20 protein-coding genes are annotated in these 24,604 nt (G+C 73.7%); 15 read left to right on the top strand and 5 right to left on the bottom strand.

Features of this window, described 5'->3' with window-relative positions:
• Positions 1–3: 3 nt before the first annotated feature.
• Positions 4–1,155 (top strand): type ISP restriction/modification enzyme, encoded by a 1,152-nt coding sequence (locus ACIQGV_RS29700; protein ID WP_402499671.1) that lies wholly within the window; start codon positions 4–6, stop codon positions 1,153–1,155.
• Positions 1,156–1,400: 245 nt separating this feature from the next.
• Here the strand turns inward: ACIQGV_RS29700 and ACIQGV_RS29695 are convergent, their stop codons facing one another.
• A complete protein-coding gene (locus tag ACIQGV_RS29695) occupies positions 1,401–2,117 on the bottom strand; it encodes a TetR/AcrR family transcriptional regulator (protein ID WP_402499669.1) in 717 nt (238 codons plus the stop codon).
• Positions 2,118–2,180: 63 nt separating this feature from the next.
• On the opposite strand from ACIQGV_RS29695, the gene ACIQGV_RS29690 reads away from it, so the two are divergent.
• The 3 genes from ACIQGV_RS29690 to ACIQGV_RS29680 are packed head-to-tail and all read left to right on the top strand — an operon-like array spanning position 2,181 to position 5,156.
• A complete protein-coding gene (locus tag ACIQGV_RS29690; protein WP_402499666.1) occupies positions 2,181–3,137 on the top strand; it encodes an ATP-binding cassette domain-containing protein in 957 nt (318 codons plus the stop codon).
• The gene (locus ACIQGV_RS29685; RefSeq protein WP_402499664.1) at positions 3,134–3,916 is read left to right on the top strand and encodes an ABC transporter permease; all 783 of its coding nucleotides are present in this window, start codon (positions 3,134–3,136) and stop codon (positions 3,914–3,916) included. Before ACIQGV_RS29690 ends, ACIQGV_RS29685 begins: the two co-directional genes overlap by 4 nt.
• A 43-nt stretch (positions 3,917–3,959) precedes the next feature.
• Entirely contained in the window at positions 3,960–5,156 is a 1,197-nt protein-coding gene (locus ACIQGV_RS29680) for a CaiB/BaiF CoA transferase family protein (RefSeq protein WP_402499661.1), read from the top strand.
• Between the two features lie 43 nt (positions 5,157–5,199).
• Here the strand turns inward: ACIQGV_RS29680 and ACIQGV_RS29675 are convergent, their stop codons facing one another.
• The 3 genes from ACIQGV_RS29675 to ACIQGV_RS29665 form a co-directional block, all read right to left on the bottom strand.
• Positions 5,200–5,463, bottom strand: a complete 264-nt coding sequence (locus tag ACIQGV_RS29675) for a hypothetical protein (RefSeq protein ID WP_402499658.1) — start codon at positions 5,461–5,463, stop codon at positions 5,200–5,202.
• 128 nt (positions 5,464–5,591) lie between these two features.
• The gene (locus tag ACIQGV_RS29670; protein ID WP_402499656.1) at positions 5,592–6,407 is read right to left on the bottom strand and encodes an anti-sigma factor domain-containing protein; all 816 of its coding nucleotides are present in this window, start codon (positions 6,405–6,407) and stop codon (positions 5,592–5,594) included.
• Positions 6,404–6,997: a sigma-70 family RNA polymerase sigma factor gene (locus tag ACIQGV_RS29665; RefSeq protein WP_402499654.1), complete on the bottom strand. Its 594-nt coding sequence runs from the start codon at positions 6,995–6,997 to the stop codon at positions 6,404–6,406. The genes ACIQGV_RS29670 and ACIQGV_RS29665 overlap by 4 nt, the downstream gene beginning before the upstream one ends.
• 164 nt (positions 6,998–7,161) lie before the next feature.
• On the opposite strand from ACIQGV_RS29665, the gene ACIQGV_RS29660 reads away from it, so the two are divergent.
• From ACIQGV_RS29660 to ACIQGV_RS29645, 4 genes are all read left to right on the top strand, one after another.
• Positions 7,162–8,697 (top strand): DUF4331 domain-containing protein, encoded by a 1,536-nt coding sequence (locus ACIQGV_RS29660; RefSeq protein WP_402499651.1) that lies wholly within the window; start codon positions 7,162–7,164, stop codon positions 8,695–8,697.
• 152 nt (positions 8,698–8,849) lie between these two features.
• Positions 8,850–10,142 carry a hypothetical protein gene (locus tag ACIQGV_RS29655; RefSeq protein ID WP_402499648.1) on the top strand — a complete coding sequence of 431 codons (1,293 nt, stop codon included), beginning with the start codon at positions 8,850–8,852 and terminating at the stop codon, positions 10,140–10,142.
• On the top strand, positions 10,139–11,842 hold the full coding sequence (locus ACIQGV_RS29650) for a nickel transporter (protein ID WP_402499646.1): 1,704 nt from the start codon (positions 10,139–10,141) through the stop codon (positions 11,840–11,842). The genes ACIQGV_RS29655 and ACIQGV_RS29650 overlap by 4 nt, the downstream gene beginning before the upstream one ends.
• Before the next feature lie 75 nt (positions 11,843–11,917).
• Positions 11,918–13,534, top strand: a complete 1,617-nt coding sequence (locus ACIQGV_RS29645) for a serine/threonine-protein kinase (RefSeq protein ID WP_402499644.1) — start codon at positions 11,918–11,920, stop codon at positions 13,532–13,534.
• Positions 13,535–13,538: 4 nt separating this feature from the next.
• On the opposite strand, the gene ACIQGV_RS29640 is transcribed toward ACIQGV_RS29645, so the two are convergent.
• A complete protein-coding gene (locus ACIQGV_RS29640) occupies positions 13,539–14,342 on the bottom strand; it encodes an SGNH/GDSL hydrolase family protein (RefSeq protein ID WP_402499641.1) in 804 nt (267 codons plus the stop codon).
• Positions 14,343–14,620: 278 nt separating this feature from the next.
• On the opposite strand from ACIQGV_RS29640, the gene ACIQGV_RS29635 reads away from it, so the two are divergent.
• The 7 genes from ACIQGV_RS29635 to ACIQGV_RS29605 all read left to right on the top strand — a co-directional run bounded on the left by ACIQGV_RS29635 (position 14,621) and on the right by ACIQGV_RS29605 (position 24,594).
• Positions 14,621–15,829: a S8 family peptidase gene (locus ACIQGV_RS29635; protein ID WP_402499639.1), complete on the top strand. Its 1,209-nt coding sequence runs from the start codon at positions 14,621–14,623 to the stop codon at positions 15,827–15,829.
• A gap of 175 nt (positions 15,830–16,004) precedes the next feature.
• Positions 16,005–16,439 carry a hypothetical protein gene (locus ACIQGV_RS29630; RefSeq protein ID WP_402499636.1) on the top strand — a complete coding sequence of 145 codons (435 nt, stop codon included), beginning with the start codon at positions 16,005–16,007 and terminating at the stop codon, positions 16,437–16,439.
• Position 16,440: 1 nt separating this feature from the next.
• The gene (locus ACIQGV_RS29625; RefSeq protein ID WP_402499633.1) at positions 16,441–17,541 is read left to right on the top strand and encodes a GNAT family N-acetyltransferase; all 1,101 of its coding nucleotides are present in this window, start codon (positions 16,441–16,443) and stop codon (positions 17,539–17,541) included.
• A gap of 400 nt (positions 17,542–17,941) precedes the next feature.
• Positions 17,942–18,757 (top strand): glycosyltransferase family 2 protein, encoded by an 816-nt coding sequence (locus ACIQGV_RS29620; protein WP_402499631.1) that lies wholly within the window; start codon positions 17,942–17,944, stop codon positions 18,755–18,757.
• Entirely contained in the window at positions 18,754–20,046 is a 1,293-nt protein-coding gene (locus tag ACIQGV_RS29615) for a glycosyltransferase family 2 protein (protein ID WP_402499628.1), read from the top strand. Before ACIQGV_RS29620 ends, ACIQGV_RS29615 begins: the two co-directional genes overlap by 4 nt.
• Positions 20,043–20,843, top strand: a complete 801-nt coding sequence (locus ACIQGV_RS29610; protein ID WP_402499626.1) for a polysaccharide deacetylase family protein — start codon at positions 20,043–20,045, stop codon at positions 20,841–20,843. Before ACIQGV_RS29615 ends, ACIQGV_RS29610 begins: the two co-directional genes overlap by 4 nt.
• A complete protein-coding gene (locus tag ACIQGV_RS29605; protein WP_402499623.1) occupies positions 20,836–24,594 on the top strand; it encodes a lipopolysaccharide biosynthesis protein in 3,759 nt (1,252 codons plus the stop codon). The genes ACIQGV_RS29610 and ACIQGV_RS29605 overlap by 8 nt, the downstream gene beginning before the upstream one ends.
• Positions 24,595–24,604: the final 10 nt, after the last annotated feature.

Genomic DNA, 24,604 nt, shown 5'->3' with positions numbered 1-24,604 from the left:
ACCATGCCGGGCGTGACGAACGACGACGCTCCGCCGCTCGCGGACCTCATGCCGTGGTCCGTCGCACCACCGAGGCTGGGCCGGGCCTGGCCCATGGCGCCGGATCCGGCGTCGCTGAAGGCCCGGTGGGCCGCGCTGCTGCGGGCCGAGGGCGCCGGACGCGCGGCGCTGTTCGCACCGACCCGCTCACGCACCCTGGACACGGCCGTCGCCCAGCTGCCCGGCCGGTCCGGGGGCACGGAGAGGCTGGCGCGGGCCACCGGCCCCTGCCCGGAACCCGTGAGGGTCCTGCACGCCCCGTTCGACGAGCAGTGGCTGATCCCCGACCACCGGCTGATCGACGCGGCCCGCCCCGAGCTGTGGCGGGTGGCCGACGAGCACCAGATCTTCGTCGTCGAGACGCCCGGCGCCTCGGGCCTTCCCCTGCTGGCCACCTCCCTGCCGCCGTTCACCCGGCGCGGACGGGTCCGTCCCCTGTACCGCCGGCCCGGCGCCGGGGAGCCCAACCTCGCCCCGGGCCTCACGGACCATCTGACGGGCCTGCTCGGTGCGGCCGTCGCCCCGCAGGACGTGCTCGCCTGGATCGTGGCCGCGGCCCGCCCCGATCTGACGGTGCCGCTCACCGGCGACGCCGCGGCCTGGGCCTCGGGCGTGCGGACGGGCCGGCGCATGCTCTGGCTGATGCGCCGCGACGGCGAGCGCCCCCGGCTCCCCGGCGGCCGCCGCCCCTACGTCCGCGCGCCCCTGCCGCCCCGGCCGCTCTCACTGCGCTACGACCGCGACGAGGAGACCCTGCATCTCGACGAGGGCCGGGTCTCCCCCGTACCGCCCGCGGCATGGGACTTCGCGTCGGACGGGGTGCGGGTCCTGGAGTCCTGGTTCGCCGCGCGGACCGCCGAGGCCCCGCCGGGCACCCTGGAGGCCGTCCGCCCGCGGACCTGGCCGCAGACCTGGACGTCGGAGATGCTGGAGCTGATCACCGTACTGGCGCTCCTGGCGGAACTGGAGCCCGTACGGGAGGAGCCGAAGTCCCCGGTCACGGCGAGGGATCTGAGGCGGGCGTCCGTCCTGCCGCCCCCGGACGCGGCCCGTCTGCCGGCCTCGGTGCTGGACCACGAGGAAGAAGGCCCCGGCGGCCAGTTCACCCTGATCTGAGGCACCCCAGAAGGCGTGCGGGGCCGCAGCCGGCGCGGGACCGTACCGGTATACGGCCCCGCCGCACGGACACGGGCGACCCCGTACGGCGGGGAGCCGCAGAACGCACCTGCGCCCCCCGCGGAGCGCGGCCGTCCGGCACCCGTCCGCGGGACGACGTCCCGAAGGCGCGCGGGCGACGTCCCGAAGGCGCGCGGGCGACGGCGCGCACGGCCGCGGCACACCGGGACCGGCGCACGAGACGGTCAGGAACGCGGCGCGTACGCGTCCAGCACCCTCCCCACGACCCGCTCGAAGACCTCCTCCAGGTCCACCGGCCCCACCCCGCCCTCCGCGAACGCCGCGGCCAGCCGGGGGAACTCCCCGCTCGCGAGCTGCCCGCCCACGTACGCGGAGCGCACCCCGGCCTCCTGCTCGACCGACCACGGCAGCGTCCGCGCCCGCTCGGCGACGGCCAGTTCGTTGGCGACGGACGTGGCCACCACCCCGTTGACCATGGCGATCAGCTCGACCTTCGTGGCGTGGGACGCGTCCAGCGGGTCGAGACAGGCCAGGGACCACTCCAGGTACCGCAGCGCGTTGGGCGAGAAGCCGTGGACGCCGGAGATCAGCCGGATCATCCAGGGGTGCCGGTGCACCAGGGCCCGTCCCTGCCGGGCCATGCGCAGCGTGTCCGCCCGCCAGTCGCCCGTCGGCTCGGCGAGCTCGTGCTCGCCCGCCGCCGCGTCCATCATCAGCTCGAACAGGTCTTCCTTGCGCGGCACGTAGTTGTACAGCGACATCGTGCCGCAGCCCAGCTCGGCGGCGACGCGCCGCATGGACACCGCGTCCAGGCCCTCGGCGTCGGCGAGACGCACCGCCGCTGCGGTGATGTCCGCGCGGGAGTACGCGGGCCTGGGCCCCCGGCCCGTGCGTTCGGGCCGCGTCCAGATCACATGGGGTTCGGCCGCTCGGCCCGCCATCGGTCATCACCTCGCCCACCATCGTAGTTACGTACGCCGTACGTAGTGCGCTATGGTCAGGCCATGACTTCTACGTACGGTGTACTTAGTGAAGGTCTGGAGAAGCGCTTCGGCGCTGTCCACGCCCTGCGGGGGCTGGACCTGGCGGTGGCGGCGGGCACGGTCTGCGGGATGCTCGGCCCCAACGGCGCGGGCAAGACGACGGCCGTACGGCTGCTGACCACACTGCTCCGGCCGGACGCCGGCTCGGCCAGGATCGCCGGGCACGACCTGGTGCGGGAGGCGGCCGCCGTCCGCGAGCGCATCGGGGTCACGGGGCAGTACGCCTCGGTCGACGGCGATCTGACCGGGCGGGAGAACCTGCGGCTGTTCGCCCGGCTGCACCGGGTGCGCGGCCCGAACGCGGCGGCCGACGCGCTGCTGGAGCGGTTCGGCCTCGCCGAGGCCGCCGGCCGGGCCGCGAGCACCTACTCGGGCGGCATGCGCCGCCGGCTCGACCTCGCGGCGAGCCTCGTGAGGCGTCCCGAGGTGCTGTTCCTGGACGAGCCGACCACGGGCCTCGACCCGGCGAGCCGCAACCGGATCTGGGACGCCGTGCGCGATCTGGCGGCCGAGGGCACGACCGTGCTGCTGACCACGCAGTACCTGGAGGAGGCCGACCGGCTCGCCGACGACGTCGTGCTGGTGGAACGGGGCCGGGTCGCGCACACCGGGTCGCCCGCGGAGCTGAAGTCCGCCGTCGGCACGTACGCCGAGGCCGTGGTGACCGCGCCCGAGGCGATGGCCGGGGCCGCCGCGGTGCTGGACCGGCTCACCGGCAGCGAGCCGGTGCTCGACCACGGCCGCCGCGCCGTCGGCGCGATCACCCGTGACACCACCCTCACGCTGCCCCGGCTGGTGCGCGAACTCGACGCGGCGGGCGTGCCGTTGCTCGACGCGAGCCTGCGGCCGCCGACCCTCGACGACGTCTTCCTGCGCCTGACCGGCGCCCGTCCCGGCCACGAGGAGCGTGCGGCATGAGCGCGTTGGCGTACGACGGCACCGCGATGCTGGGCCGGCAGCTGCGGCGGATCCGCAACAACCCGGGGCTGGTGGTGCTCACCCAGACCGCCCCGATCACGATGCTGCTGTTCTTCGGGTACGTCTTCGGCAGCGCGGTCGCCATGCCCGGGCAGGAGTACCGCTCCTTCCTGGTGCCGGGCCTGCTGGTCGCGACGGCCGCCGGCGGTCTGACCACCGGCATGCTCCAGGCCGCCCAGGACACCCACCGCGGCGTGACGGACCGCTTCCGCACGATGCCGGTGAGCCGGGCCGCGGTGCCGCTCGGACAGGCGGCCGCCGACCTGGTGGTCACCGCGGCCGGCACGGTACCGCTGCTGCTGGTGGGACTCGCGGTGGGCTGGCGGGTCGAGGGCTCGGCCCTCGGGGCGGCCGGGGCGATCGGGCTGCTGATGCTCTTCCGGTTCGCGGCGACCTGGGCCGGGATCCTGCTCGGGATGCTGACCCGCGACGAGGAGACGGGCGGGCAGCTGGCCAGCATGACCTTCGTGCTGCCGCTGCTGTCCAGCGCCTACATCCCCGCCGACGGCATGCCCGGCTGGCTGCGCACGGTCGCCGAGTGGAACCCGATCAGCGCGGTGACCACCGCCCTGCGCGACCTGTTCGGCAACGCGCCCGTGCCCGAGGGGGCCGCCTGGCCGGTGGCCCACCCGGTCGCCGGGTCGCTGGCCTGGTGCGGGGTGCTGCTCGTGGTGTGCGCGCCGCTCGCCGTGCGCCGGTTCACACACGCGGTTCACTGACCGCCACTGACACGGACGCCGCCCAGGGGCGATGATCCACTCCATGGACCGACTCCCCCTGCCCCTGGACGGCATCACCGTCGTCGCCGTCGAACAGGCCGTCGCGGCCCCCTTCGCCACCCGCCAGCTCGCCGACCTCGGCGCCCGGGTGATCAAGGTGGAGAGGGTCGACGGCGGCGACTTCGCCCGTGGCTACGACACCGCCGCACAGGGCCTGGCCTCGCACTTCGTGTGGTGCAACCGGGGCAAGGAGTCGGTCGCGCTGGACCTGAAGGACCCGCGGGGGCTGGCGGTCGTGAAGCGGCTGATCGCGGACGCGGACGTGTTCGTGCAGAACCTCGCCCAGGGCGCGGCCGCCCGGCTCGGCCTGGACGCGGCCACGCTGTGCGCCGCGCACCCGCGGCTGATCGCGGTGGACATCTCCGGCTACGGCCCGTCGGGGCCGTACGCGGACAAGCGGGCCTACGACATGCTCGTGCAGTGCGAGGCGGGGCTGGTGTCGGTGACCGGGACACCGGAGCAGCCGGTGAAGGCGGGCATCCCCGCGGCCGACATCGCGGCGGCCATGTACGCCTTCTCGGGAGTACTCGCGGCACTGGTGCGGCGCGGCACGACCGGACGCGGCGGGCCGGTGGAGGTGTCGATGCTGGAGGCGCTGACCGAGTGGATGGGCCATCCGCTGCATCACACGATCCACGACGGCACTCCCCCGGCGCGCACCGGCCTCGCGCACGCCGTCATCGCCCCCTACGACGCCTATGCGACGGCCGACGGGGGGCGGGTGCTGCTGTCGGTGCAGAACGACCGCGAGTGGAGGCGGCTGGCCGGGCAGGTGCTCGGCGGCGCCGGGTACGGCACCGACCCGCGGTTCGCGACGAACGCCGCGCGGGTGGCGAACCGGGAGCACACGGACGCGCTGGTGGCGCGGGCGCTGGGGGTGCTGGGCACGGACGAGGCGATGGCCCGGCTGGAGGGCGCGGGCATCGCCTGCGCACGGCTGAGGGACCTGTCCGAGGTGGCGGAGCATCCGCAGCTGGCGGCGCGGCGGCGGTGGCGTGAGGTGGGTTCGCCGGTGGGCCCGCTGCGCGCGCTGCTGCCGCCGATCACGCTGCCGGGTGGGGGCGAGGCGCGAATGGGGGACGTCCCCGCGCTCGGCCGGCACACCGAGGCGGTGCTGCGCGCCGCGGGGATGACGGACGACGAGATCGCAGCGCTGCGCCGGGACGGCGTGGCAGCCTGAACACGGCCCCCGGGGAGTGACCCCGGGGTATGCCGGTGACGGCTCAGTGACCGCCGAACAGCGAGCGGCGCAGACGGCGCAGCGGCGCGAACAGGGAGACGCGCCGCATCCGGGCGCCCTGGCCGCTGTGACGTGTACGGTCACGCGCGGTCAGTTCCAGCATCAGCGAGGTCGCCTCCGCGGCCTTCTGCTGCGGCACGGCGGGACCCCCCAGCACCGAGAGATGTCGGTCCAGACGGGAGCTGGTCGCGCTGCTCCCGCAGGTGATCGCAGGGACCCTTGCCCTGCGCACAGTTATCTGTTCCATGTCACTCCCCACCCGTACGAGTCCACCCGGCTCACGGGCAGGGTAACCCTATCGTCCTTATTGGGCACGTGTGTATCGAGGCCACAGGATTCACCTTCCCCGTAAGGGTGTTGACGACTCCTCGCCGATCACTCTCCGAATCCAACCGATTCCAGGGCGAGTTGGACAACCGGCTGACCAGTGGGCTGAGGTGAGCCGCCGCCCGGCTCGACGGTTACAGCGAGTGAGGTCGAGGACGGGTCGAGACCGTCCGCGACCAGGGGCGTGTCGGGGTCGAACAGGCCCAGGGAGCGGGGCCGCGCATCGGGGCGCATGAGCCACAGTTGGTGTACGCGGTCGCCCGGCGGATCGCCGTATCCGCTCAGGGTCACCACCGCGCGCCCCTCGGAGGCGGAAGCGATCACTCCGATACTGCGGCCGCCGGGGTCCCGCGAGGCGGCCGTCCGCACGTCGGGCGCGGCGAGAACGTGGGCGATCTCACGTGCCCGGTCGCGCTCGGCGGCCAACTGGCCCTCGGTGCGGTCCGCCTGGACGGCGAACAGCGCGGCGACGACGAGCGCGGCGGCGGCCGTCACGGTGGCGAACGGCATCAGCAGGGGGCGCGGACGGGGCGCACGGACGCGCGACGGCGGCGGCGCCGTGCCCCAGACATGGTCGGGCAGCCGCCGGCCGCGTTCCGGTGCCGGGCCCGCGGCCTCCTGGGCGGTGGCGCGTACGGCGGTCAGGACCCGGTCGCGCAGGGCGGCGGGCGGCGCCGCCGCCGTGGACCAGGCGAGCCGGACGGCGTCCTCGGACAGGGCACGCACCTCCGCGATGCAGCGGTCGCAGCCCTCCAGATGCCGCTCGAAACGGCGGCGTTCCTGTGGGTCCAGCGCGTCCAGGGCGTACGGCGCGGCCAGCGAGTGCACATCCCCGCGGCGCAGCAGACGGTCGAGCAGGCTCATGCGGCGCCTCCCAGGCACTCGCGCAGCCGGGTCAGGCCGTCGCGCATCCGTGTCTTCACCGTGCCCAGCGGCAGCTTCAGCCGCTCGGCGACCTCACGGTAGGTGTAGCCGTCGTAGTAGGCGAGGGTGACGGACTGACGCTGGAGGGCGGTCAGCCGGTCCAGACAGCGGCGCACCCACTCGCGCTCCAGCCCGGCCTCCACCTCCTCGGTGACCTGGTCGAAGGCGGGCGAGCCGGAGCGCATGGCCTCGCGCTGCTCCCGTTCGCCCGCCGCGCGGGCGCTGCGCACCCGGTCGACGGCACGCCGGTGGGCGAGGGTGAGCACCCAGGCCAGGGCGCTGCCCCGGGCCGGGTCGAACCGGGCGGCGGAGCGCCAGAGTTCGAGCAGCACCTCCTGGGACACCTCCTCGGACTGGGCCGGATCCCGCACCACGCGCCGGACCAGCCCGAACACCGGTCCCGACACCAGCTCGTACAGCGCCTCGAACGCCCGCTGATCGCCCCTGGCGACCTGCAGCAGCAGCTCGTCCGCCTCCACCCGCTCCCCCTCTCGCCGGCCGCACCGGCCCCGTCCCGTCACACCAGCCATTCGCACCGAACGCACCTCCGGATGGGATACGGATCAGGACCGGAAAAACGCGGGTGTTCACGTTTCCGGGCCGGCCGAAAATTTTTTTCCCGTCCGACCAATCCGGTCCGCGCCCCGTTCCGAATCCCCGGTCGTCAGGCAAGACGGCACGGAGGACGGACGGCATGACAGGTATCTCCAGGAACGCGGCACGGCGCAAGAGCGTCGCGACCCTCATATGCGGCGCGCTGGCCGCCGGGGGGCTCGCGGCCGCCGGCGTGACCGTGCTGGAACCGGGGGCGGCCGCCGCCTCCAGCCACCGGGAGGCCCCGCTGATCTCGGGGCAGCCGCAGTACGACAACACGGACGTGTACGCGTTCGTCAGTCCGGACAAGCCGGACACGACCACCATCGTCGCCAACTGGATCCCCTTCGAGGAGCCCGCCGGCGGCCCGAACTTCTTCCCGTTCGCCGAAGACGCCCAGTACGACCTCCACATCGACAACGACGGTGACGCGCAGGGCGATCTGCTCTACCGCTTCACCTTCAAGACGCATGTGAAGAACAAGCGGACGTTCCTGTACAACACCGGCCCCGTGGACAGCCTCAAGGACCCGGACCTCAACATCACCCAGACCTACGACATCGAGCTGCTGCGGCTGAAGAAGCAGCATCTGAAGTCCCGTACGAAGATCGCCGACGATGTGCCGGTCGCACCGTCCAACGTCGGCAAGGCGTCCATGCCCGACTACGCCAAGCTGCGCAAGCAGGCGGTCCACAAGCTGGCGGGCGGCTCCACGTCCTTCGCCGGACAGGCCGACGACCCCTTCTTCCTGGACCTGCGCGTCTTCGACCTGCTCTACGGAGGGAACCTCTCCGAGGTCGGCAACGACACCCTCAAGGGCTACAACGTCAACTCCATCGCCCTCCAGGTGCCGAACCACATGCTCCGGCAGTCCGCGCACCAGCCGGTCGTCGGCATCTGGTCCACCACCCAGCGCAAGAACGCGCACGGCGAGTTCACCCAGGTCTCCCGTCTGGGCAACCCGCTGGTGAACGAGGTCGTCAACCCGCTCGGGGACAAGGACACCTTCAACGCGAGCTCGCCCTGGGAGGACGGGAAGTTCCTGAAGAACGTCACCAACCCCGAGCTGCCCAAGCTCATCGAGGCGATCTACAAGATCAAGGCGCCCGCCGAGCCGCGCAACGACCTCGTCGACGTCTTCCTCAAGGGGGTCGACGGCCTCAACCAGCCGCCGCACGTCACCCCGTCCGAGATGCTGCGCCTCAACACGTCGATCCCGCCGACCCACAGCCCCAAGCGGCTCGGTGTCCTCGACGGCGACAACGCGGGCTTCCCCAACGGCCGCCGGCTCACCGACGACGTGATCGACGCCTCGCTGCAGGTCGTCGAGGGCGAACTGCTCGGCGCGAAGAACGACCTCGGTGACGCGGTCGACAAGAACGACAAGGCGTTCGAGAAGTCGTTCCCGTACGTGGCGCTGCCCACCGAGGGATCGCGCGGGCCGCTCGCCAAGGGCACGTCCGGCGACGCCGACGTGCGCAGCCAGCTGGGTGACGCGCTCCAGCCCGCGGGTACCTCCGGCGGCTCCACCGACACCGCGCTGATCACCGCGTCCGCCGGTGCCGGAGCCCTGGGCGTCCTGCTGATCGGCGGGGGCCTCATGTGGTGGCGGCGGGCCCGGAACCGGGCGTACTGAGCGCCGCCGGGGGCGCGGCCGTACTCATGCCGGGCCGTCCATGACGGTCCGCGCACCTCCCGCGCCCCTGGGAAGTCCCCTCGTTCCCCCGTCCGTCCCCCGTCCGTCCCCCGTCCGTCCCCTGTCGGGCCCCGTCGACCTAGGAGAGGGCGATGTCCTCCAACAAGCTCCAGCTCGGACTCAGTTCCGTCCTGCTGGCCGTCGCCCTGACGGCCGGGTCCGTCGCCCTCGGGGCCGTACGTGAGGGACAGGACGCCGGTACCGCCGCGGCGCCCGCCGCGGCCCGCCCCGGAGCGGGGATCGAGGCGCTCCAGGCCCATCTGCGCGGCCAGCCGAAGGACTACGTCGGCTGGTCCACGCTCTCGCTCGCCTACGTCGAGCGGGCCAGGGTCGACGGCGACCCCTCGCTGTACCCGAAGGCCGAGGAGGCCGTCGAGCGGTCGCTGGCGCTCTCGGCCGGCAACGACCAGGCGCTCGCCGCGCGGGCCGCGCTGGCCGCCGCACGGCACGACTTCACCCGGGCCCTCGCGGACGCCGACCGCGCTCTGGCCCGCAACCCCTACAGCGAACGGGCCCTGTGCACCCGGATCGACGCCCTCGTCGAACTCGGCCGGTACGCCGAGGCCGAGCGGGCCGCCGACACGGCCGACGCACGGAGGCCCGGGATCCCGGTGTTCACGCGGTACGCCTATGTGCACGAACTGCGGGGCGACATCCGCACGGCACGCCGGGTGCTGGAGCAGGCTCTCTCCGGGGCCACCTCCCCCGGCGACATCGCGTACGTCGCCACCCAGCTCGGCCAGCTCGACTGGAGCCAGGGCGCGTACGACAGCGCGCTGGGGCACTTCGGGCGGGCCCTGGCCGCCGACGAGGACTACCTCCCGGCGCTGGAGGGCCGTGCCCGGGCCCAGGCGGCGTCCGGGGAACGCGCCGCCGCGGTCAGGGGCCTGGAGCAGATCGTCGCCAGGGCCCCGCTGCCCGGCCCGCTCGTCGCGCTGGGCGAGCTGTACGAGGCCGGGGGCGACCGGGACCGGGCGCGTGAGCAGTACGCCCTGGTGGACGCCTGGACGGCCCTCGCCCGCGCGGGCGGCGTCGAGGCCGATCTCGACACCGCGCTCGCCGCGGCCGACCACGGGGACCGGGCCACCGCCCTGCGCGCCGCCCGGGCCGAGTGGGACCGCCGTCGCACCGTGCACACCGCGGACGCCCTCGCGTGGGCGCTGCATGTCAACGGCCGTGACGCACAGGCCCTGCCGTACGCCCGCCGGGCCACGGCGACCGGCTACCGCAACGCCGCCTTCCTCCATCACCGGGGTGTGATCGAACTGGCCACGGGCCATACGAAGGAGGGCCGCGCGCATCTCGCGGCCGCCCTGAAGCTGAACCGGGGCTTCTCGCCGCTCGGCGCCCGCGAGGCCCGTGCGGCGCTGGAGGCGGCCCGGTGAACCTCCGTCGCACCCTCGCGTCCGCCGCGGCCGTCCTGACCTCCGCCTGCGCGCTGGCGCTGGTCCCGGCCGCCGGCGCGCACGCGCACCCTCTCGGCAACTTCACCGTCAACCGTTACGACGGTCTGGTCGTCGCCCCCGGCGAGCTGCGGATCGACCATGTCGAGGACCTCGCGGAGATCCCGGCGACGCAGGCCGGGCCGCAGATCGAACGGACGGGCATCGCACGGTGGGCCCGGGAGCGGTGCGCCACGGCCGCGCGGGACAGCGAGGTCGAGGTGGACGGCCGCAGGGCCGCCCTCTCCGTGACCGCGAGCCACGCGCGCGTGCTGCCCGGCCAGGCGGGGCTCGACACCGTCCGGGTGGAGTGCCGGCTCAGGGCTCCGCTGCCGAAGGGCGAGAGCGTCGCGGTCGGTTTCCGGGCGGCGGGCGCGTCGTCCGGGCCGGGCTGGCGGGAGGTCACCGCGCAGGGCGACCGGACCACCCTCACCGCGTCGGACGTGCCGCGCACCTCAATGTCAAGCGAACTGCGCACGTACCCGAAGGAGTTGCTGTCCTCCCCGGCGGACACCTCGGCCGCCTCCCTGACGGTGCGGCCGGGCGGGCCCGCCCTGGCGGAGGACCGGCCGCAGGCTCCCGCGGCCTCGGTGCTGCCCCGCGGCGCCGACCGGTTCACCCAGGCCCTGGAGTCGCTGGTGGCCCGGCAGGACCTCACGTTCGGCTTCGCCGTGCTGGCCCTGTTCGTCGCCGTCGCGCTCGGCGCGATGCACGCGCTCGCGCCGGGGCACGGCAAGACGCTGATGGCCGCGACGGCCGTGGCGCACGGGGGCAGGGCACGGCTGAAGCACGTCCTGCCGCTGGCCGCGTCGGTGACCGTCACGCACACGCTCGGCGTGGTCGCCCTGGGCCTGCTCGTCACGGCCGGTTCCGCGGCGGCGCCCTCGGTGATCGCCTGGCTGGGCATCGCGAGCGGGGCACTGGTGACGGGGGCGGGGGTGAGCCTCCTGCGGAAGGCGTGGCACACGCGGGCGCGGCCGGCCCGGCCCCGGAAGGCGCCGGAGCGGGTCCCGGTGCTCGTCGGTGCGCACGGCCACGCGGGTCATGCGCACCGTCACGCCGAGGACGGGGAGCACACCCACTCCCCCGACGAGGAACACACCCACTCCTCCGACGGAGAGCACACGCACTCCCCCGCGCACGACCACAGCCACGACCACGGCCACGGCCACAGCCACGGCCACAGCCACGACCACGGCCACGGACACGGACACAGCCACGGGCACGCGCACGGGCACACCCACGGCGACACGCACACGCACACGCACAACGGCTTCACCCACTCGCACCCCGTCGCCCCCACCCTGCGCGGCACGCTCCTCCTCGGCTTCGCCGGCGGGCTCGTGCCCAGCCCCTCCGCGGTCGTGGTGCTGGTCGGCGCGGCCGCGCTCGGGCACGCCTGGTTCGGACTGCTGCTGGTCGTCGCCTACGGGGCGGGGCTCGCGCTGACCCTCACCGCGGCCGGGATCGCCGTCGTACGGCTGGGCGGGCGGGCCGTGCAGGCGCTGGAGCGGCGTCCGCGCTGGACCGCGCACCCGCTCGCGACGGCGGCCCGCAGGGCGCTGCCCCTCGTCTCCGCCGGGGTCGTCGTGCTGCTCGGAGCCGGATTGCTGCTCAAGGGGGCGGCATCAGCATTCGGCTGAGCTACTTTTGGGGAGAAACCAGACGGGACCGAATCGGACGGGACATGACTCCCGGAGCTGCGATGGGAGGTTCCCGTGTCGGGATCACCGGGTGGTGAACGTGTGATCGCGGGCCGCTACCGGCTGCTGTCCCCGCTCGGCGAGGGCGGGATGGGCACGGTGTGGCGGGCCCTCGACGAGGTGCTGCGGCGCGAGGTCGCGGTCAAGGAGGTGCGCGCGCCCGCCGGTCTGCCGGCCGGCGACGTGGAGCGGCTGTACGCCCGGCTGGAGCGTGAGGCGTGGGCGGCCGCCCGGGTGGCGAACCGCAATGTGGTGACGGTGTACGACGTGGCGACGCAGGAGGGCCGCCCCTGGATCGTGATGGAGCTGATCCGGGGCATCACGCTCGCCGACCTCCTCGACGCCGAGGGCCCGTTGCCGCCGCAGCGGGTGGCGCTGATCGGCGCCGAGGTGCTGTCGGCGCTGCGCGCCGCGCACGAGGCGGGGGTGCTGCACCGGGACGTGAAGCCGGGCAACGTGCTGATGGCGAACGACGGCCGGGTGGTGCTGACCGACTTCGGCATCGCCACGGTGGAGGGCAGTTCCGCGCTGACCATGACCGGGGAGGTCGTCGGCTCACCGGAGTTCCTGGCGCCGGAGCGGGCGCTGGGCCGTACTCCGGGACCGGCGTCCGACCTGTGGTCGCTGGGTGTGCTGCTGTACGCGGCGGTCGAGGGCGTCTCGCCGTTCCGCAAGGACACCCCGCTGAGCACGCTGCACTCGATCGTGGACCAGGAACTGCCGCCGCCGCACCGGGCCGGACCGCTCGCGCCCGTGATCGAGGGGCTGTTGCGCAAGGACCCGGCCGGACGGCTGGAGGCGGAGGAGGCCGAGCGGGAGCTGCGGGCCGTCGGCTCGGGCCGCGCCCCCCGGGCGGACGGCGTGCGGTCCGCGCCGCCGGCGCCTTCGGCGTCGTACGCCCCGACGGTGGCGGGCCGGCCCCAGGACGGGGGAGGGACACCGGCGCAGCCTTTCGCCGCGGGGACGGTGCCGACCCGTGAGGTGGCGGACCCCCGCCGCCGGCGGGCCGGTCTCGCGCTCGTGGCGGGTGCCGCGGCGCTGGCGCTGGCACTCGCGGGGCTGACGTACAGCCTGCTGAACAATGACGACGGCAAGAAGACCGGGGCGAGCCGTACGGAGAGCCGTACGGCGTCGGCCGTCGCACCGGCCCCGAGCGAGACCGGGAAGCCTGCGGACACCGGGAAGCCGTCACCGACGCCGACGCCGGCCCCGAGCAGCCCGAGCCCGTCGAGCACGCCACCGCCTCCGCAGACGGTGCAGGTGAGCGTGACGGGCACGCGGACGGACTACACCGGCACCTGCCCTCCCGCGAAGGAGGAGGCGCCGGTCTTCACGGCGACGTTCACGGTGGGGCGGCTGCCCGCGGAGGTGGACTACCGCTGGGTGACGGCGAACGGGGAGGTGGTGGGCGGCGGCTGGAAGACGCTGTCGTTCCCGGAGGGCGGGGCGCGGTCCGGGCAGGACTCGGTGGTCCTGACGACGCAGGCGCAGGAGGGGACGTACAGCGACCGGCTCGGCGTCGAGGTGCGGGAGCCGGTGGAGTTCACGTCCGGCTCGGTGGCGTTCTCGGTGACCTGTGTGCGGGAGACCCCGACGGACGGGGCCTCCCCTTCTCCGACGCCTTCGCAGTGAGGGTTCAGTCGTTGCTGTTCAGGACCGGCAGGTAGCCGCCCGACTGGCCGGCGGCCGTCGGGTGGTAGGACTCGCCGATGTTGAGCCAGTTGACGCTGTGCAGCCAGGCGCTGCCGGAGCAGATCTCATGCCCGGTGAAGGTGCCGCGCACGTCGCCGAAGACGAAGCCGTGTGCGGCGGCGCGCTGTGCGATGGCGCTGTTCAGAAGGTCGGACGCCTGGTTGATGGCGGATCGCTTGGCCTCGGACAGGCCCAGGCAGGTGGTGCCCAGCTTGTAGAAGCGCGGGTAGCCGATGACGACGACCCGTGCAGAGGGGGCACGGGTGCGGATCGCCGAGTACACGCCGTCGAGCTTGCCGGGCAGGGTCGAGTTGACGTAGGCCCTCGCGGTGTTGATGCGGGAGAGACAGGAGCTGTCGGACTGGAGCACGCACGTCGTCATGACGTCGGCGAAGCCGGCGTCGTTGCCGCCGATGCTGATCGAGACCAGTCCGGTGCCGGAGTTCAGCGGAGCGAGCTGGCCGGCCAGGACGTCGTCCGTGCGGGCCCCTGAACACGCGGTGAAGCTGAAGGACGAGGGCGAGTTGGCGGCCGCCCACAGGGACGGGTACGCCTTGGTGCTGCGCTTGCAGTCGCCGCTGGAGCCGATGTAGCTGCCGGCTCCGACGCCGGAGGAGTACGAGTCGCCGAGTGCCACGTACGAGAGGGCGGCGGACTCGGCGGCCTGCGCCGTGGCGGCCCCGGTGAGGGCACTGCCGAGGGCGAGGAGGATCGAGCTGACGAATACGACAAGTCGGGAACGTCTCATGGAACCTCCGTTTAGCAGGATCTCTGCCATGACTGTCGTAGCAACTACGCGTGTTGACGGGAAGTGTCCATGCCAAGAAATGTGATGCCTTTTCAGTAACTCCGCACGGCCTTCATCGCTCGTTCGATTACGTGCCCATGTCAGGTTTGTTGACAGAGCCTCAACTCCCTTGTTCTGCAAGGGCTGTTCACGGAGGCTTCTGCTGCGCGACAACACGCGCATCCCCCACAGCGCCCGCCCCACCCGGGCGTGCGCGCCTACAGGAGGACTTCCTCGTCATGGCACAACTGCGGAGCAACAAGGTGCGGCTCGCCGCGATCACCGGTGTGGCGACGGCCGCCCTGGCCGGAGGGCTGACCGCCCTGCCCGCCCAGGCCGCCCCGGCCGAGGGCCGCGTACTGGCCGCCGGCTCCCCCACGGCCGTCAAGGACAGCTACATCGTGACCCTCAGGAAGGGCACGGCCTTCAAGGCGTCCTCGGCCGCCGGGAAGAACCTCGTCGAGAAGTACGGCGGCACGGTGAAGCGGACGTTCGGCGCCGCCCTCGACGGGTACGCCGCCACCCTCTCCGCCGGTGAGGCACGACGGCTCGCGGCCGACCCGTCGGTGGCCTCCGTGGAGCAGGACCAGATCGTGCGGGCGGCCGACACCACCCAGACCGGCGCCCCCTGGGGCCTGGACCGCGTCGACCAGACCTCCCTGCCGCTGTCGGGCACCTACACCTACCCCGACTCCGCGGGCAGCGGCGTCACGGCGTACGTGATCGACACCGGTGTGCGCATCACCCACGCGCAGATCAGCGGCCGCGCCTCCTACGGCTACGACGCCGTCGACAACGACAGCACCGCCCAGGACGGCAACGGCCACGGCACCCATGTGGCCACCACCATCGCCGGTTCGACCTACGGCGTCGCCAAGAGAGCGCGGATCGTCGGCGTGCGGGTGCTCAACAACAGCGGCTCCGGCACCACCGCGGGCGTCGTGGCCGGCATCGACTGGGTGACCGCGAACCACAGCGGTCCCTCGGTCGCCAACCTGTCGCTGGGCGGCGGCGCCTCCACCGCCATCGACACGGCCGTGCGCAACTCCATAGCCAGCGGCGTGACCTACGCGGTGGCCGCGGGCAACAGCAACGCCAACGCCTCCTCCTACTCCCCCGCCCGGGTCGCCGAGGCCATCACCGTCGGCGCCACGACCAGCACCGACGCCCGCGCGAGCTACTCCAACTACGGCTCCGTCCTGGACCTCTTCGCGCCGGGCTCCTCCATCACGGCCGGCTGGTACACCTCCGACACCGCCACCAACACCATCTCCGGCACCTCGATGGCGACCCCGCACGTCGCGGGCGCCGCGGCCGTGTACCTCGCCGGCCACACCTCCGCCACCCCGGCCCAGGTCGCCACGGCGCTGGTGAACGGAGCCACCACCGGGAAGGTGACCGGCCCGGGCACCGGCTCCCCCAACCGGCTGCTGAAGATCGTCCGGTGACACTGAAGAAAGCGCTGTGACCTGCGTGTTCCCCGGGGGACCCCACTCCCTCCGGGGAACACGCGTCTGACGGGAGGAAGAACCGGGCGACGGGACTCTCGCCATCTTGACGCCCGTGCACGGGCTGCGCGACATTGAAGCCCGGCATCCGGCGCTTCGGGGGGAACCGTCGCCAATGCAGACCTTTCACGAAAATCCCGACAACACAGCTTCGGCCGACGACGCCGAGCCGGTGGGAACAGGTCCGGGGAGGGACCTGATCACCCTGCTCACGGGCGCCGCCACGGCCGCCGCCGGCACCGGGGCCCTGCTCGCGCTGAGCGACTCCGGCTCGCCGCTGCGCGGCCCGTTCACCCTGTTCTTCCTCGTCGCGGCACCGGCCACGGCGATCGCGGCGAACCTGCGCGGACTCGACCCGCTGGGCCGGGTGATCGCCGCGCTCGGCGGGGCGATCGTCGTCGACATGCTCGTGGCGCAGAGCATGCTGGCCCTGCACCGATGGTCCGTGCGCGGCGGGATCGTGGCCGTGGCCGTGGTCAGCGCCGTCATCCTCCTGCCGGTCCCGCTGCGCCTCCTGCGCGAGCGCGGCGCACGAAGGCGGGGTGCGTGACATGGACACCGGCATCCGCGTGCACCGCCCCGGCGAGCTCACCGCGGCCGACCGGGCGGCCTGGACCGCCCTGCAGTCCAAGGCCCATCTGCACGGCTCGCCCGAGCTGGCCAACCCCTTCCTGTCCCCCGAGTTCACCCTCGCCATGAGCCGGGTGCGGCGCGGCGTCCGTGTCGCGGTGGTCCGCGAGGGCGGTGAACCCGCCGCCTTCTTCCCGTTCCAGCGGTCCGTGACCGGCGTCGGCCGGGCCGTCGGACTCGGCGTCTCCGACGCCCAGGGGGTCGTCCACCGGCCCGGCTTCACCTTCGACGCCCGGGAGCTGCTGCGCGCCTGCGGACTCGCCGTGTGGGAGTTCGACCACCTGGTGGCGGGCCAGGGGCCGTTCGCGTCCGGGGCCACCGGCACCTTCGAGTCGCCGGTCATGGACGTCGACCAGGGCTGGGAGACGTACCTGGGCCGGCTGCGCGAGCGCTCCCCGAAGTTCGCCCGCACCACACTGGCCAAGCAGCGCCGGCTGATGCGGGACACGGCCGGCGCGCGGTACGTCCACGACGAGCGCGACCCGGCGGCGCTGCGCACCCTGATGGGGTGGAAGTCGGCGCAGTACCGCCGCACCGGGCGCAGCGACCGCTTCGCCAGCGCGTGGATCACCGCTCTGGTGGAGCGGCTGTTCCACACCCGCTCCGACCCGTTCGCCGGGATCCTGTCCGTGCTCTACGCGGACGGCCGGCCGGTCGCCGCCCACTTCGGGCTGCGCACCGAACGGGTCCTGGCCTGCTGGTTCCCGGCCTACGACCCGGACTACGCGAGGTACTCACCCGGACTGGTGCTGCATCTGCGCATGGCCGAGGCGGCGGCCGCCGACGGGATCGCCCAGCTGGATCTCGGCCGCGGCCGCAAAGAGTACAAGGACTCCCTCAAGACACGGGACCTGTACGTGTCCGAGGGCTGGGTGACCCGGCGTCACCCGGTGGCGGTCGGACACCGGGCACGCCGTGCCCCGGTCCGGGCGCTGCGCAACGCGGTGGTGTCCCGGCCGGAGCTGTTCGAACCGGCGGACCGGCTGCTGAAGCGCGTGGGAAGGATCCGATCACGACCGTGACCGTCAAAGGAGGTTGACCGACCGGACCCACGAAATGGTGAGGTCCTCATACAGGTCTTGCCATTCACGTCGAAGCATCAATACAGTCACATATTTCACCCGTATCGGACCTGCAGCACGAACGGCTCACAGGGGAGGGCCTAGGAGCCACGACCGGTCCGACGCGGAGCGCGGTAGGGGGGTGTCGTGCGCGGTGACCCGCGAGGGTGGCCGAACACGAGCCGCGCGACCGGCCGCCGCCTCGGGGCCGGCCAGCAGTGCCAGCTCACCCGGCATGCACGGAGGGTGCATCCGCCGTTGCCGTACACGCCGCACGGGTGAGAACCCCCCTTTCGAACCGGATACAGAGCCGGGCCGCCCCAGGGGCGGGCGGTCCACCGGACGAGAGGGACCAGACACCATGACATCTGTTCTGCACCCGGCGGTGCCGGGTGACACACCGGCATCCCGTTACCGGCCCGTCTCCTCCCACCTCGCCATCGCACCGCCGGTGAGCGTGGTGATACCGGCCATGAACGAGGCCGAGAACCTTCCGTACGTCTTCAAGACCCTGCCTGCCTGGATCCATGAAGTGGTCCTGGTGGACGGCAACTCCACCGACGACACCGTGCGGGTGGCCCGGGACCTGTGGCCCGGGGTGAAGGTGGTGGAGCAGCACGGCCGGGGCAAGGGGGACGCCCTGATCGCCGGCTTCGAGGCGGCGAGCGGCGACATCGTCGTGATGGTCGACGCGGACGGCTCCGCCGACGGCAACGAGATCGTGTCGTACGTCTCCGCCCTGGTCTCCGGCGCCGACTTCGCCAAGGGCTCCCGCTTCGCCAACGGCGGCGGCACCGACGACATGACGTTCGTCCGCAGGCTCGGCAACTGGGCGCTGTGCACGGCCGTCAACCGCAAGTTCGGCGCCCGCTACACCGACCTGTGCTACGGCTACAACGCGTTCTGGCGGCACTGCCTGGACAAGATCGACCTCGACTGCACGGGCTTCGAGGTGGAGACCCTGATGAACATCCGGGTCGTCAAGGCGGGCCTGAGAGTGCAGGAGATACCCAGCCACGAGTACCTGCGCATCCACGGCACCAGCAATCTGCGGGCCGTCCGGGACGGGCTGCGGGTGCTGAGAGTGATCCTCAGGGAGCGCTCCAACCGCCGCGAGCTGCGCCGTCAGGAACGGCACTCGCCACTGCTGGAGTCGGTGCGGGGAGAGGTGTCTTGAACTCTCCCCGCATCTCCGTCGTGATCTGCGTGTACACCGAGGACCGCTGGGAGGACATCCTCGCGGCGGTCGCCTCCGTGCGCGCACAGTCCGTCCCGGCGCTGGAGACGCTCCTGGTGGTGGACCACAACCCGGCTCTGCTGGAACGGCTGTCCCAGGAGTACACGGAACGCAAGGAGCGGAAAGGGCAGGAGGGGCGGGAGGGAGACCGGGGCGACGGTGAGGCCGGAAAGACGGCCGGGGAGACCGGCGGGACCGGCGGGACCGTGCGGGTGCTCGCCAACGCGGGCCCCCGTGGACTGTCGGCGGGCCGCAACACCGGTGTCGCGGCCGCGCGGGGCGAGGTCCTCGCCTTCCTCGACGACGACGCCGTCGCCGGACACGACTGGCTGCGGCACTTCGCCGAGGCGTACGCCGACCCGCGCGTCATGGCGGTCGGCGGCCGTACCGTGCCGGTCTGGGCCTCGGGCCGGCGCCCGGCCTGGTTCCCGGAGGAGTTCGACTGGATCGTCGGCTGCACCTACCGGGGCCTGCCCCCGGGCCGGGTGCGGGTGCGCAACGTGCTCGGGGGCAACGCCTCGTTCCGGCGCACCGCGTTCGACGCGGCGGGCGGCTTCGCCACCGGCATCGGACGCGACGGCGGCAGACGCCCGCTGGGCTGCGAGGAGACGGAGCTGTGCATCCGCCTCGGCCGGGCCCTGCCCGGCGCGGTCCTCCTGATCGACGACCGCGCGGTGATCCACCACCGGGTGCCCCCCGTACGGGAACGCTTCGCCTACTTCCGTACCCGTGCCTACGCCGAGGGCCTGTCCAAGGCGCTCGTCGCGCGCAGTGCGGGCGCGGACAAGGGCCTGGAGTCGGAGCGGCGCTACACCGTCCGGGTCCTGCCGGCCGGTGTCGCGCGCGGACTGCGCGACGCCCTGCGCGGCCGTCCCGGCGGCGCGGGCCGGGCGGGCGCCATCGTGACCGGCGTGCTGACGGCGGCGGGCGGATACCTCGTGGGCAGCGCCCGGGCACGACGCCACGGGACGGCGTTCTCCGTCCCACCGATCGCACCCCGTCGCGTCCCGCCCGGCACCGACGCCTGCGCCCCGGCCGACACCGGCCTTTCCACCCCGCCCGGCACCGACGCCTCCGTACCGGCCGACACCGGCCTTTCCACCCCGCCCGGCACCGACACCTCCGTCCCGGCCGACACCGGCCTTTCCACCCCGCCCGGCACCGACACCTGCGTCCCGGGCGGCGCCGGCGCCTGCGTCCCGGGCGAGGCCGAAAGGGGCCTGTCATGAGGGGCGAGGGCGTGCCCATCCTCATGTATCACTCCGTCACCGACGTCCCCAGCGCCGCGACCAGGGCCCTGTCGGTCGGGCCCGAGGCGTTCGCGGAGCAGATGGCGCTGATCGGCCGGCTGGGTCTGACCCCGGTCACCACGGCGGACCTCGCGGGCCGCTGGCGCGACGGCCGGCCGCTGCCGCCGCGCCCGGTGCTGATCACGTTCGACGACGGCTACGAGGGCGTGCACCGCCACGCCCTCCCCGTGCTCGCCGCGCACGGTTTCCCGGCGACCCTGTTCGTCTCCACCGGCTGGCTGCGCGGCGCCCACGACACCGGAGGTGCCCTGGACACCATGCTCGACTGGACGCAGGTGCGTGAACTGTCCGGCTCCGGCGTCGAGATCGGCGGTCACAGCCACACGCATCCCCAGCTCGACCAGCTCGACGACGCCGCCCTGCACCGGGAGCTCAGCCGCTGCCGGGACGTCGTCGCCGGTGAGCTGGGCGCCCCGCCGGTGTCGTTCGCCTACCCCTACGGCTACTCCAGCCGACGGGTGCGGCAGGAGGTGCGGGCCACCGGGTTCGCGCAGGCCCTCGCCGTGGGCAACGGCCTCGCCCGGCGCGCGCAGGGGCCGTACGCCCTGCGCCGGGTGACCGTACGCCGCACCACCGACGCCGCCGAGTTCGCGCAGCTGGTCCAGGGCCGTGCCGTCGCCCGCGTCTTCGTCCGGGACCGTGCCCTCACCCAGGGGTACGCACTGGTCCGCAGAACCCGACAGGCGAGCCGGAAGGCCATCCGATCCCGTGTCTGACACGACCACCACCGCCGAGGCCGGACCGGCCGGCGCCGGGCCCGCCGCACCGGGCGGGCGCCGGTCCGCGGGCGGCGGCCAGCTGTTCCGCAACGCCTACGCCCTGATGCTCAACACCGGTGTCTCCGCCGTGCTGGGCCTCGGCTTCTGGCTGGCGGCGGCCCGCTACTACTCCGAGTCCGCCGTCGGCCAGGGCTCCGCCGCGATCGCCGCGATGAAGCTCCTGGCAGGTCTGACCGCGGTCACCCTGACCGGCGCGCTGGCCCGGTTCATCCCGGTCGCCGGGCGCACCACCGGCAGGCTCGTCCTGTGCACGTACGCCGGCAGTTCGCTGGTGGTGGCGCTGGCCGCCGGGGTGTTCCTGCTGACGCTCGGCCTGTGGGGGCCGTCGTACGGCTTCCTGGACGGGCCGGTCAACGGACTCGGGTTCGTGGTGGCGGTCGTCGCGTGGAACGTGCTGACCCTCCAGGACGGGGTGCTGACCGGGCTGCGCAGCGCGCTGTGGGTGCCGGTCGGCAACACCGCGTTCTCCGTGGTGAAGCTGGCCCTGCTCGTCGGCTTCGCGGCGGCGGTCCCCACCACCGGTGTGTTCGTGTCCTGGGTGGCGGCGATCGCCGTGTCGGTGCTGCCGCTGGGCTGGCTGGTGTTCCGGCGGCTGGTGCCCCGGCACGTCGGGGCGACGGAGGGGCGTGCGCGGCCGCCGTCGCTGCGGGAGGCCGGCCGGTTCCTCGCGGGCGACTGCACCGGCTCGCTGTTCTCGCTCGCGGTGGTCTATCTGGTCCCGGTGATCGTGGCCGCGCGGATCGGCTCCGAGGACAACGCGTACTTCTACGTCACGGCCACCATCGGCGGCACGGTCAATCTGCTCGCCGTCAACATGGGTGCCTCCCTCACCGTCGAGGGCTCGCACGCCCCGGACCGGCTCGCCGCCTTCACGCGGGCCGCGCTGCGCCGGATGGCCCGGATCATGCTGCCGGTGGCCGCGGTGCTGTTCTTCGGGGCGCCGTGGATCCTCGGCGTGTTCGGCGCCGGTTACGCGGACGCGGCGACGCCGCTGCTGCGCTGGTTCGCCGTCGGCGGGCTGCTGCGGGTGGTGACGGAGACCTACTTCGCGGTGCTGCGCGCGCAGAGCCGCACCGCGGGACTCGCCTGGCTCCAGGGCCTGCTGTGCGCGCTGGTGCTCGGGCTGACGCTGCTGCTGCTCCCCCGGATGGGGCTGACCGGCGCGGGTGTGGCCGAGATCGCGAGCCTGGCGGTGATCGTGGCGATCGCCGCACCCCGGCTGTACCGGACGCTGCGCGCGGCCCCGGCGGACGTCCCCCGCGCCGGGGCCGACCCCTCGGACGACGCCCTCGCCGGCCCGGGCGCCGCCGGGGGCGAGGCCGCCCCGGTGCCGCGGCGGCGGCGCGGTCCGGCCTGGGCGCTGGACTCCGGGACCCTCGCCCTCGGTGTGCACGCCGACTTCGACCATCAGGAGCGCCGGCCGGACGTACGGCCGGGCCCCGGCACCCCGCCCGCGGGCACGCCGGTGCTGCGCGCGCGGACGCAGCCGGAGGTGGACGCGCCGTTCGGACCGGCCGAGCTGGAGCTCGTGCCCGAGCCGGGAAGACCGGCCGGACCGAGGGGGGCGGCCGGCCGGGAGGGCGTGTCCGGGCACGGGACCGGGCACGAGGGTGTGTCCGGTCCCGCCCCGGGCTCCGGCCCCATGGGCGCGGGACCGCCCCCGCCCCGCTCCCTCGTGCCCACCCTTCCCGGCGTGCTCCTCGGCTCTCTCCTCGTCGCCGCGCTGCTGCTCTACTGGGTGCCCGCGCTGCGGCTGACCGAGGCCGACCTGGACCGGATGGGCGGGCTCGGCCTGATCTCCGTGCTGCCGGCCGCGACCCTGACGGGTGCCGGGCTGCTGACCCTGGTGTTCGCCTCGCTGCTGTGGCTGGGCCGCGAGCACCGGGCGCTGCTGCTGGTGACGCTGCTGGCCACGGTGGTCTCGCTGCACGCGCTGCCCGCGCTGATCGAGACCGAGCCTCGGTTCGCGACGGCCTGGCAGCATCTGGGCTTCCTGGACTTCATCGGCCGCACCGGCACCGCCGTGCCCGACCTGGACGCCCGCTGGAGCTGGCCGGGCTTCTTCGCGGCGGCCTCGTTCGTCGCCGAGGCGTGCGGGGTCTCCGGCCTCACCGAGGTCGTCCGCTGGTGGCCGCTCACGGTCCAGCTGCTGTACCTCGCGCCGATGTTCCTGCTGACGCGCTCGCTGCGGGCGAGCTGGCGGGCCCGCTGGACCGGGCTGTGGTTCTTCGTGCTGAGCGGCTGGGTCGGCCAGGACTACTTCTCCCCGCAGGGTTTCACCTATCTGCTGTATCTGGTGTTCGTGGCGGTGCTCCTCGTCTGGTTCCGTGCGCCGCGCGCGATCTGGGCCGGGGCACGGCCGGGCGAGCTGGAGGTGGAGCCGGCCGGCAGACGGCAGCGGACCGTGCTGCTGCTGGTGGTGACCGGCCTGTTCGCGGCGAGCGTCCCGGCCCACCAGCTCACCCCGTTCATGATGCTCGGGGTGGTCACCGCGCTGGTCGTGACCGGCCGCTGCGAACTGCGCGGACTGCCCCTGCTGTGCACGGTGACGGTGACGGCCTGGATCGGTTTCATGGCGGAGCCGTACTGGTCGGGGCACTTCGACGAACTGTTCGGCGGGGTCGGCGGGGTCGGCGGCAATGTGTCCTCCTCGGTGTCCGGCCGGATCGAGGGCGGCAGCTCCGCGCACCGGCTCGTGCTGTACACCCGGGTGCTGCTGGCCGGCGGGGTCATGCTCCTCGCCTGCTGGGGCTTCTGGCGCCGGCGCGAGCACCGCTACCGCGAACGCGCGCTGCTCGTCCTGGCCCTCGTGCCGTTCCTCGGCTTCGGCATGCAGTCCTACGGCGGTGAGATGGCGCTGCGGGTCTTCATGTTCGCGCTGCCCGGAGCCGCGCTGCTCGGCGCGCTCGCGCTGTTCCCGCGTACCGGCGCGACCCCGGAGGAACGCGACAGGGACCGGACGAGTCTCGCCCCGCTGGCCGCGCTGACGGCGGGGCTGCTGCTGATGGGCGGCTTCCTGGTGGCGCGCTGGGGCAACGAGCCGTTCGAGCGGGTACGGCCGGGCGAGGTCGCCGCCATGGAGTACGTCTACGCCCATGACGACCCGTCGGTGCGGCTGCTGTGGCTGAGCGACGACACCGTGGAGAACGTGACGCCGGCGATGCCGTGGGGCGCGCGGGACATGGAGAAGGTGCGGTACGTCCCCGCCCTCGCGCCGATCGACCCGGTGCTGGTGTCGGGGCTGGTCAAGTCGCTGAGGGACGCGGGTCCGCACTCGTATCTGATCGTCAACCGCGGTCAGGTCACCTATCTCACGATGGACGCGGGCTACGCGCCGTCGTGGGAGCGGCGGCTGATCCGGAACCTGGACCGCAGGCCGGAGTTGCGCAAGGTGTTCGCCGACGGGGACGCGACCCTGTACACCCTGCGCGAACAGCCCGCGGGGCCCGTGCCCGAGGCGGACCCGGGCCGGACCGGGCCGCAGGTGACCTGGACGCCCTGGTCGGTGACGGGCGCGCTGTCGGCGGTCGCGCTGGTGGTGCTGCTGGCCTCGCGGGAGGTGGTGCGGGTGGCGACACGGCCGGGTGTGCGGCAGCTGCGGTGGCTCCAGAGCAGCTTCTGGTTCTCGCTGCCGCTGCTGGCGGTGCTGCTCGCGTCGCTGGTGCAGAGGTTCCTGACGATCGAGTAGGGCGTGCGGG

It is taken from the genome of Streptomyces sp. NPDC093094 (assembly GCF_044754345.1).
Classification (GTDB): domain Bacteria; phylum Actinomycetota; class Actinomycetes; order Streptomycetales; family Streptomycetaceae; genus Streptomyces.
The sequence above is the reverse complement of the archived record's forward strand: the minus strand, read 5'-3'. Positions and strand labels throughout refer to the sequence as shown.